Origin of the sequence: Allobosea rubneri (assembly GCF_032464875.1) — a bacterium.
Classification (GTDB): domain Bacteria; phylum Pseudomonadota; class Alphaproteobacteria; order Rhizobiales; family Beijerinckiaceae; genus Allobosea; species Allobosea rubneri.
On sequence record NZ_JAWDID010000023.1, the window covers coordinates 80,392 to 89,888 of the forward strand.

The following is a 9,497-nucleotide window of genomic DNA, read 5'->3' on the forward strand; positions in this document are numbered from 1 at the left end:
ACGATGAGAATTCGCGCCAAACCAAGTTGGAGCATGTTCTCATCGCGAAAGTGGTCCCCACTTTTGCGGAACACGCTCTAGGCCGCCTTGGCGCGTGTGATCTGGTCGAAGGCCGCGAACAGCCGCTTGCGCTGGCTCTCGTCGAGCGCCGTCAGCGGTGCCCGCATCGCGCCATAGCCGGCATCGCCATGCAGATGGCCGACCAGCGCCTTAACCGCCGGCAACACCGGGTAGGAACAGATCTCGTCGACCAGCGCGTTCACGACCGGATTCTCGATGCCCTCATAGACCAGCGGCCGCAGCAGCTGCGGCACGAGATTGGCGACGCCGCAGATCGAGCCCTGCGCGCCGGCACGAACGGCGCGGCCGAGCAGGCGCTCGTCGCCGACCAGGATGGCGAGCTCGCCATGCGCCTTCAGGAAAGCCTCGGTCGTCGGGTAGTCGCAAGAGGAATCCTTGACGCCGGTGACGACGCCCGGGAAGGCCTTCTTCAGCCGCTCGACCAGCCCGACCGAGATGTCGACCGCGGTCACCGAAGGGATGTGGTAGAGGATGGTGTTGCGGGCGGAGGCGCCGAGCTTCTCGAAGAACTGCGAGAACCAGGCATAGAGCCCTTCGTCGCCGACGCCCTTGAAATAGAAGGGCGGCGCGACCAGCAGGCCCTTGGCGCCGATGTTCAGCGCCGTCTGCGCCTGGTCGACCGCCTCATGCAGCGAGGCGGCGGCGACACCGGCATAGATCTGCCTGGCCGGGTCGATGCCGGCGCCGACCAGAGCACCGAGCATGGCGGTGCGGGCCGGGGCGCCGAGCGCCGCGCCTTCTCCGGTCGTGCCGAAGAGCGTGACTGAGTCGCAGCCATTGGCGAGAACGTGCTTGGCGTGGTGGACGAGCCGCGGCAGGTCGACGGCGCCGCCCTCCCGCATCGGCGTGGTGATGGCGCAGGAGAGGCCGAAGCGGTTGGGATTCAGAGCCATTGCGAAGCGTCTTTCCGTGAGATGTGCGACTGGGAGATTGGGCAGGCGATGTCAGCCATCCTTCAGCCCTCCGGCGGAGAGGCCGGCGACGATCTCGCGCTGGGCGAGGACGGTCAGCAGCAGGACAGGAAGCGTGACGAGCAAAGCGGCAGCCGCGAGCGGCCCCCAGGAGATCTGCTCGAAGGTCAGCGAGTTGTAGACGGCCGAGGGCAGCGTGCGGCTCGCCTTGCCGCCGAGCACCACCGAGAAGATGAAGTTGTTCCAGGAGAAGATGAAGGCGAGGATGCCGCCGACGACGATGCCCGGCCGGGCCAAAGGCAGCGCGACATGGCGGAAGGCCTGCCAGGTGGTGGCACCGTCGATGCGGGCGGCGTCCTCCAGCTCCATCGGCACGTTCTCGAAATAGCCGATCATGATCCAGACGATGATCGGGATGGTGATGACGAGATGGGTGATCACCAGCGCAGTGATGGTGCCGACGAGGCCGGTGATCTGGAACAGCAGGAAAAGCGGGATCAGATAGGACAGCGCCGGCGTCATCCGGGCGACCAGGATCAGGATCGCGAATTTGTGGGCCTTGCCGCGGGCGATGCCGTAGCCGGCGGGCACGCCGACGGCGAGGCCGACCAACACCGCGCCGCCCGTCACCAGGATAGAGTTCCACAGGTAGAGCGCGAAATTGTTCTTCTCGAACACGTCGAGATAGTTGGCGAAGGTCGGCGGGTTCGGGATGAACACCGGCGGGAAGGCGGTGTTGTCGAGCTCGTTCTTCAGCGAGAGCGAGATCATCCAGAGGAAGACCAGCACCGCCGGCGAGACCAGCACGAAGACCGAGGCGTAGAAGCCGAATTTCGAGAGGAGCCGCTTCATCACGCGTTCCACTTCGACTTCTGGCGCGCATAGAGCAGCAGCAGCGACAGCATGATGATGATCACGAAGAAGATCACCACGACCGCCGAGGCGTAGCCGATCTTGTAGAACTGGAAGGCCTGCAGATAGAGGAAGATGTTGAGCGTCTCGGAGGCCGTCCCCGGCCCGCCCTGGGTGATCACGAAGATCGTGTCGAAGGCCTTCAGCGCGTCGATGGTGCGGATCACGATCGCGACCATGATGAACGGCCAGACCAGCGGCAGCGTGATGTGGCGGAACATGTGCCAGGCATTGGCGCCGTCGATCAGCGCGGATTCATAGGGTTCTCGCGGCAGACCGGCCAATCCGCCGAGCACGATCAGCATGACAAGTGGCGTCCAGTGCCAGACCTCGACCAGGATCAGGGTCGGGATCACCGTGTTCGGCGAATAGACCCAGGCCTGCGGGCCGATGCCGACCAGCGAGAGCAGGTAGTTCAGCACACCGAGCTGGGGATGAAACATCATCGTCCAGACCAGCGCGACCGCAACCGGCGTCGCCATCATCGGCATGACGAAGATGGTGCGCAGCAGGCCCCGGAACGGGAATTCGCGATGGAAGACCAGCGCCGCCGCCGTGCCGAACAGGATCGGCAGCACGACCGCGAGCACCGTATAATAGAAGGTGTGCCCCATCGACTCGATGAAGCGCGGATCGCGGGCGAGCTCGACGAAGTTCTGCAGACCGACGAATTCCTGGCCGCCGCCGATCTTCCAGTCCTGCGTCGACATGTAGAGCGTGAACAGCCAGGGGAAGACGATCACGCTGGCGATGATCAGCACCGCCGGCAGGGAGAACAGCCAGTAGCGCGGCGTGAAATCCCGCGAGTCCGCTGCCGGAGCTTGCGCCGGGCTCGTCAGGCTACTGGCTGGCAAGGTGGTGCTGGTCATTACTTGCTCTGGAAACTCACACCGTCATGCTCGCCCTTGTGGCGAGCATCCGCGTCTTGAACATCGCCCTGCCTAAGGGGAGGCGTGGATGGTCGGGACAAGCCCGACCATGACGCATCCCGCGGCCAGTCGAACTGCCCTCAGCCCTGCTCGCTCTTGGCCAGCACCGGCGCGAAGGCCTCCGTCGCCTTCTTCAGCTCGGCTGCAACATCGGCGCCGCCGATCGCATTGGTCAGCGCCACCCCGAAGACGTCGCGGAACTCGGTGACCGGGACGATCTGCGGCAGCGCTGCGCGGGCGATCTTCGCCGAATTGAGCAGGCAGTCGAAATACTGCTTGCCGAATTTCGAGGACTCGATCGTCGCCTTGTCGAGATAGGCGGAGGAGCGGGCCGGCGCGCCGGCGCCCGCCTTGAGCATGGCGAGCTGCTGGGCCTTGTTGGTGATGAACTGGATGTAGAGCCAGGCCGCTTCCTTCTTGGCGGAACCACGCGAGATACCGATGCCGTCGCCGAACATGCCGGCATGATGCGCCTTGGGGCCCGGCGGGGTGACGCCATAGCCGACCTTGCCGACGATGCGCGACTTCGAGGGATCCTCGAGCGGGGTCGCGAAGCCGATGCCGTCGAGCCACATCGCGGCGCGGCCCTGCATGAAGGTGGTCTGGCATTCGTTCCAGTTGAAGCCGACGGCGCCGACCGGACCGGTGTCCTTGTTGAGCTTCTTGTAGAGCTCGCCTGCCCAGATCGCCTCGGGCGTGTCGGTCAGGAGCTTGCCGTCGGCCGAGGTGGTCTCGACGCCCTGGCCGAGCAGCAGGCAGGCCCAGACCGGGACGTTGGCGTTCTTCAGCCCGCGCGAGACGAAGCCGGCGACGCCCTTGGCCGGGTCGTGCAGCTTGGCGGCGGCGACCGCCATCTCGTCCATGGTCTTCGGGTAGGCGACGCCCTTCGCGTCGAAGAGCTCCTTGTTGTAGTAGACCATCCAGTAGTCGACGAAATAGGGCAGCGTATCGAGCGCCCCGTCGGCCTGGCGGGCATAGGCCACGGCACCGGCGCCGAAATCCTCGAAGTTGAAGTCGGGCGAGGTCAGCGAGGCGTCCTTGATGAAGGGCGAGAGGTCGGCGAACCATTTGCCCTTGGCCGCCATGCGCTTCTGCACATGCAGCGAGATCGCGCTGACGTCGAAGCTCGGCTTGCCCGAGGCGAACTCGATCACCGCCTTCTGGCGCTGCTGCTGCTCCGGCACCTGCTCGGACGAGACCTTGATGCCGGTGAGCTCGGTGAACTCCTTTTCGGCGGCCTGGAACAGATCGGAGCGCGGATTCTTGACCAGCAGCACGTCGATCGACTGGCCGGAAAAGCGCTTCCAGTTGAACGCCGCCTGGGCGTGCGCCTCGCGCAGCACCAGCGGCGAGGCGACCGCGCTGGTGGCGCCCAGCGCAGCGGCGCCGCGCAGCAGGCCACGCCGTGTCGGCTTCAGAATGCTGTCGGTCATGGTCGTCCTCCCTGTGGACTTGAGAAGGCCGCTCCGGGCCCTTTGATCCAATGCCGGCAGGCCGCGCCCGCAAAGGGCCGGCCCGTGCCGAGGCGGCGACGCTAGTCCGGTTCAAAGCCGGTTGCAAGCTGACATGTTGGCGTGCACATAGTGTTGAACCTCCAGCAGGCGGCCTCACGCCCATGACTGTTTCGACGCTCCCCTCAAGGCCGCTCGGCCGCTCCGGACTGATGCCGAGCGCCCTCGGCTTCGGCGGCGCCCCGCTCGGCGATCTCTATGCCCGTCTCGACGAGGCGATCGCCATCGCGACCGTCGAGGCGGCACTCGCAGCCGGCGTCAGCCTGATCGACACCTCGCCGCTCTATGGGCACGGCCTGTCGGAGCATCGCATCGGCGCGGCCCTGCGCCGCTCCGGCCGCAAGGACGTCATCATCTCGACCAAGGTCGGCCGCGTCGCGGAGCCCTTCGCTGGGCGCGGCGACGGCTCGGGCTATCTCGGCGGCCTGCCGCACGGCCTGCGCTTCGACTACTCCTATGATGGCGCGATGCGCTCGCTCGAGCAGTCGGCGCTGCGCCTCGGCGTCGATCGTCTCGACATCGTCTTGATCCACGACGTCGATGTCTGGACTCACGGTGCCGAGCGGATCGAGGCGCGTTTCGCCGAAGCGATGGACGGCGCCTACCGCGCTCTCGAAAGGCTACGCTCGGCGGGGGCTGTGAAGGCGATCGGCGTCGGCGTCAACGAGGCCGAGATGTGCGAGCGCTTCGCCCGCGCCGGCGATTTCGACGCCATGCTGCTCGCCGGGCGCTATTCTCTCTTGGAACAGCCGGCGCTTGGCTCCTTCATGCCGCTCGCCTTGGAGAAGGGCATCGGTCTGATGCTCGGCGGCGTTTTCAACTCCGGCATCCTGGCGACCGGCCCGGTGCCGGGCGCGCGCTATAACTATCGCCCGGCCCCGCCCGAGATCCTCGCCCGTGTCGCCGCGATCGAGGCCATTTGCGCCCGCCACGGCGTGCCCTTGCGCCGCGCCGCCCTTCAATTTCCGCTCGGCCATCCCGCGGTTTCAAGCCTGGTGATGGGCGCGGTCACGCCGGCCGAGGTCGCCGACCAGATCGCCGCGCTTTCGGCTCCAATCCCAGCTGCACTCTGGAGCGAGCTGAAGGCCGAAAGGCTGCTCGGCGCCGATGTGCCGGTTCCGGGGTGACGCCATGCGGATCGACGCGCATCAGCATTTCTGGAGCCTCACCCGCGGCGATTATGGCTGGCTGACACCGGCGCTTGGCGTCATCCATCGCGATTTCGGCCCGGACGACCTCGAACCGCTTCTGGCGCGCCACGGCATCTGCCGCACCATCCTGGTCCAGGCCGCACCGACCGAGGCGGAGACGGCCTTCCTGCTCGATCTTGCCGCAAATACCCCCTTTGTCGCCGGCGTCGTCGGCTGGGCCGATTTCGACGCGGGCAATGCTGCGGAACGCATCGCAGAGCTCGCCGGCAATCGCCTGCTCGTCGGGCTGCGACCCATGGTGCACGACATCGCCGATGATCGCTGGCTGGCACGCCCCGGCCTGGCGCCCGCCTTCCGAGCCATGGCGGAACAGGGCCTCGTCTTCGACGCCCTGCTCAAGCCGCGCCATATCGCGCCGATGCTCGCGGTGCTTGAGCGCCACCCCGAGCTTTCCGTCGTGATCGACCATGGCGCCAAGCCGAACCTTGTCACCGGCGACCTCACCGCCTGGCGCGAGGGCATGACGGCGCTCGCCGCACACCCGCAGGTCTTCTGCAAGCTCTCGGGGCTGGTGACCGAGGCCCGCGCCGACTGGACGCTGGCAACGCTGAAGCCGGTCGTCGCGCATCTGCTTGCCGCCTTCGGCCCCGAGCGCCTGATCTGGGGCAGCGACTGGCCGGTGGTGACGCTGCGGGCGAGCTATGCGCAGTGGTTCGGCGCCGCGGACGCCCTGCTCGCCGCCCTGCCGGACGGGCAGCGCGAAGCCATTCTCGGCGGCAACGCCCGCCGGCTCTATCTCTCCCAGCGCGGACGCAACTGAGATGCTCAGAAACCTCGACCCGGTCCTTTCCGCCGACCTGCTCTGGGTCCTCGCGGCAATGGGCCATGGCGACGATCTCGCTCTCGTCGACGCCAATCACCCGGCCGAAACGATTGCGCGCGCGACCACGAGCGCGCGGCTGGTCCGCCTGCCCGGCCTGACCATGGCTCGCGCCGCCCGCGCCATCCTCTCCGTGCTGCCGATCGACGATTTCGAGCCGGAGCCGGCGAGGCGCATGCTGATCGTCGACGATGCCGCCGCTATGCCGGAGGTCCAGCGCCAGGTCGAGCACGAGCTCGCCAGGGCGCTCGGCCGCCCGGAGCCGCTCGCCGGGATCGAGCGCTTCGCCTTCTACGAGGCGGCAAAGAAGAGCTTCGCGGTGGTCCAGGTCGGCGACCCCCGGCCCTATGGCTGCTTCCTCTTTCGCAAGGGCGTGATCGCCGGCGAGCCAGGCTGACCGCACCGGCAAGGGACCGCGCCGCGGCGGTCATCGCCGGGCGCTTGGTCCTTGCATTAAAAGCATCATTTACAATGCATCTTTTATGGCATAAAAATCGACAGTCCGAATGCACTTTCAGGACTGCCAGAACGATGATCGACCGAGCACGACAGGAAGTTCTCGCCGCGCCGCATGCACCCGCAACGGCCATCAAGGTGACCAATCAGCTGCCCGCCGAAGGCGACAGCACGCTGGTGCCGATGCTGGTCAGCGGGCTCGTGCTGGTCGTCATCGCCATGGTCGGCGTCATGATGTTCGCCTGACCACCGACCGTGACCGCGGACCTCGCATCGCGGCCTTGAAGCGCGGAGTGCGTGGGACGCAGGCGGGGAGGCAAAGCCCCCGCCGCGCAGACATCACGCCCGCTTGTGCGCGTCGAGCCAGACATGCTTGCGCCAGGTCGACGGAAGCAGGCGGTCGCCAAGACCATGCCGCTCCTCCAGCCCGATCAGGAACTGCTGCGCGGCGTTCTTGGGCTTGCGGCTCTCATAGGCGGCGTTCACCGCGAAGACGTCGAGAGGCTCCAGCCCAAGCATGCCCGGCAGCGCCTGGAACTCCGAGAGCGTGTACTCGCGATGGTGGCCGATGAACGGATTGCCGTCATGGAAGAAGGACGGGAAGGATTCGTGGACGGTCTTTCCGCGCAGCAGGCGCATCCGCATGTCGATGCGGGCGATATTGGGCGTCGACAGACAAAGGCGGCCACCAGGCACGAGTGCCTCCACCATTGCGGTCAGGACCGGCTTCGGCGAATGGTCGAAATGCTCGATCGTCTCGAAGGCGACGGCGACGTCGAAGCTGGCGGGCGGCAGGGGCGTCTGGAACACGTCCGAGCGCTGAATCGCGATGCCGAGCTTGTCGAACAGCTTGAGCCGGCGCCTGACCTCCTCCGGGAAGCCCTGGGTATCGTCATCGAGGTAAGGCAGGGTATCGACGATGGTCACCGCCGTGCCCAGAACATGCGCCACGACGAGATAGGCCGAGGTGCTCCCGCCGACATCGCAGAGCCGCCCTCCGGGATGGGAAGCCAGAGCGGCCGCGATCTGCATGCGCGCGCTGATTGCCTGCTGGTCGCCGAGCAGGCGAAGCGCTTCAGTAACCGCCGCATCGAAATCGGCCACCGAAATACCGCGGCGACGCAGAATCCGCTCAACTGTGGGATGCATGGATCTAGCTGTTAGATGCGATCGACAGGCAAAGAGTAATCATGCGCGTCAATTCAAGCCCCAGATTACTCTTTACGCAAAGAGCCGCGGACACTCATTCGAGCTACCGGCAGCAATATTCGCCCTGCAACCTACCTGTCAATCGCGCCTAAGATCGCCTCCGTATCGGAGTCGAATCTTCCGTCCCAAAAAGCTGCTGAACAGGACCATCCCATCAACGACGCGCAGCAGCTCACCGGGCAGCCCAACTTCGGGCTTCGCGGTGCGAGCAGAAGCTATGCCGATCGAGCAGTTCGCATTCTAGCGTCGCGAAGAAGCTCTTGCACATCGCATTGTCGTAGGCGTCGCTGGCGGAACCGGTCGAGGCTCTGACGCCGGCGTCCTTACAGCGGTTGCCGAAGACCAGCGAGGTATACTGCGAGCCCTGATCACTATGGTGGATGACGTTCTCCGGGTTGCGGGCGGCGAGCGCCATGTCGAGCACATCGAGCACGACGCGGGTCTTCAGATCGGCCGAGAAAGCCCACACGGCGATCCGGCGCGACCAGGCATCCATGACGACGGCCAGGAACAGGAAGCCGGCGAGCGTGGGCACGAAGGTGATATCGGCCACCCACAGTTCGGTCGGCTTCTCGACAAAGACCCGAAGGGCCGCGCGAAGCAGCGAACCTCCTCCGGACCAGATCGTTCGCCGGCCGATGCGCGGGCGCGCGCTTCGTTGTCGTGATCCCTCGCCGTCGGCTGGGGCCGACGAGCCCGCTCGCCCATCAGGCAGGCCGCACGCTTCTTGCCATGCCCACTCCCTCGGCCTTGAGCTCGGCATGGATCCGCGGTGCGCCATAGGTTTTGCGCGAGGCCGCATGGATCGTGCGGATCTTCCGGGTGAGATCGAGGTCGGCTGTCGCCCGTGCCGAGGCAGGTCTGCCGCGCCAGGCATAATAGCCTGATGCGGAGACCTTGAAGACACGGGCTATGGTCTTGATCGTGAACACGGCGGGTGCGCGCTCACAACTAAGAAAATCCGTTCGGGTTCGCCTTGCTCTCCCGCGCGAACCAGGCTGCCGCCTTTGACAGGATATCGCGCTCCTGCCGCAGGCGCTGGTTCTCACGGCGCAGGCGGATTAGTTCCTCGCGCTCGGCCGTCGTCGCACCGTCACTGCGCTTGCAGGCGTCGCAATCAGCCCGACGGACACAGTTTCGCGATGGATCGCGCTGTTGGCTCGAATTCCCGCGACAGCTCTTCAGGCGTTCGCCCGGATCAAACCAACTCGACCATCTGCCGCCGGAACTCCGGCGGGTACGCGGATCGAAAACGTGGCATCGGACACTCCAGAAAATAACTTCAAGGGCGTCCACAAAACCGGGTCAAATCCAACTCCATCGCGCCAAAGGACTAAGCCGCTCTCGCGGCGGGGCACTGCGGCGCGGTCATTACTGAGATTTCGCCCGTGAGGCGCTGCATCCGAGGATTTTGGGGTCCTTTCCCCTGATCCTCGGAGGTCTCCATGATCGATCCC

General features: G+C 65.9%; 11 protein-coding genes. 4 read left to right on the forward strand and 7 right to left on the reverse strand.

Features of this window, described 5'->3' with window-relative positions; genetic code table 11:
• Nucleotides 1–77 precede the first annotated feature (77 nt).
• The 4 genes from RKE40_RS16060 to RKE40_RS16075 all read right to left on the reverse strand — a co-directional run bounded on the left by RKE40_RS16060 (nucleotide 78) and on the right by RKE40_RS16075 (nucleotide 4,266).
• Complete coding sequence (locus RKE40_RS16060; protein WP_316019237.1) at nucleotides 78–974, reverse strand: dihydrodipicolinate synthase family protein; 897 nt, start codon at nucleotides 972–974, stop codon at nucleotides 78–80.
• 51 nt (nucleotides 975–1,025) lie between these two features.
• A complete protein-coding gene (locus RKE40_RS16065; RefSeq protein WP_092158904.1) occupies nucleotides 1,026–1,844 on the reverse strand; it encodes a carbohydrate ABC transporter permease in 819 nt (272 codons plus the stop codon).
• Entirely contained in the window at nucleotides 1,844–2,773 is a 930-nt protein-coding gene (locus RKE40_RS16070; RefSeq protein WP_316019238.1) for a carbohydrate ABC transporter permease, read from the reverse strand. The genes RKE40_RS16065 and RKE40_RS16070 overlap by 1 nt, the downstream gene beginning before the upstream one ends.
• A gap of 140 nt (nucleotides 2,774–2,913) precedes the next feature.
• Nucleotides 2,914–4,266 (reverse strand): ABC transporter substrate-binding protein, encoded by a 1,353-nt coding sequence (locus RKE40_RS16075; RefSeq protein WP_316019239.1) that lies wholly within the window; start codon nucleotides 4,264–4,266, stop codon nucleotides 2,914–2,916.
• 182 nt (nucleotides 4,267–4,448) lie between these two features.
• On the opposite strand from RKE40_RS16075, the gene RKE40_RS16080 reads away from it, so the two are divergent.
• The 4 genes from RKE40_RS16080 to RKE40_RS16095 all read left to right on the forward strand — a co-directional run bounded on the left by RKE40_RS16080 (nucleotide 4,449) and on the right by RKE40_RS16095 (nucleotide 7,077).
• On the forward strand, nucleotides 4,449–5,471 hold the full coding sequence (locus RKE40_RS16080) for an aldo/keto reductase (RefSeq protein WP_316019240.1): 1,023 nt from the start codon (nucleotides 4,449–4,451) through the stop codon (nucleotides 5,469–5,471).
• Nucleotides 5,472–5,475: 4 nt separating this feature from the next.
• Nucleotides 5,476–6,315 (forward strand): amidohydrolase family protein, encoded by an 840-nt coding sequence (locus tag RKE40_RS16085; protein WP_316019241.1) that lies wholly within the window; start codon nucleotides 5,476–5,478, stop codon nucleotides 6,313–6,315.
• Nucleotide 6,316: 1 nt separating this feature from the next.
• Complete coding sequence (locus RKE40_RS16090; protein ID WP_316019242.1) at nucleotides 6,317–6,772, forward strand: RbsD/FucU family protein; 456 nt, start codon at nucleotides 6,317–6,319, stop codon at nucleotides 6,770–6,772.
• 134 nt (nucleotides 6,773–6,906) lie between these two features.
• Complete coding sequence (locus RKE40_RS16095) at nucleotides 6,907–7,077, forward strand: hypothetical protein (RefSeq protein WP_316019243.1); 171 nt, start codon at nucleotides 6,907–6,909, stop codon at nucleotides 7,075–7,077.
• Between the two features lie 93 nt (nucleotides 7,078–7,170).
• Here RKE40_RS16095 and RKE40_RS16100 read toward each other — a convergent pair whose 3' ends face one another.
• The 3 genes from RKE40_RS16100 to RKE40_RS16110 all read right to left on the reverse strand — a co-directional run bounded on the left by RKE40_RS16100 (nucleotide 7,171) and on the right by RKE40_RS16110 (nucleotide 8,972).
• Entirely contained in the window at nucleotides 7,171–7,980 is an 810-nt protein-coding gene (locus RKE40_RS16100; protein ID WP_316019244.1) for a class I SAM-dependent methyltransferase, read from the reverse strand.
• A gap of 232 nt (nucleotides 7,981–8,212) precedes the next feature.
• Complete coding sequence (locus tag RKE40_RS16105; RefSeq protein ID WP_316019245.1) at nucleotides 8,213–8,842, reverse strand: DDE-type integrase/transposase/recombinase; 630 nt, start codon at nucleotides 8,840–8,842, stop codon at nucleotides 8,213–8,215.
• The gene (locus RKE40_RS16110; protein ID WP_316019246.1) at nucleotides 8,748–8,972 is read right to left on the reverse strand and encodes an IS3 family transposase; all 225 of its coding nucleotides are present in this window, start codon (nucleotides 8,970–8,972) and stop codon (nucleotides 8,748–8,750) included. Before RKE40_RS16110 ends, RKE40_RS16105 begins: the two co-directional genes overlap by 95 nt.
• Nucleotides 8,973–9,497 lie beyond the last annotated feature (525 nt).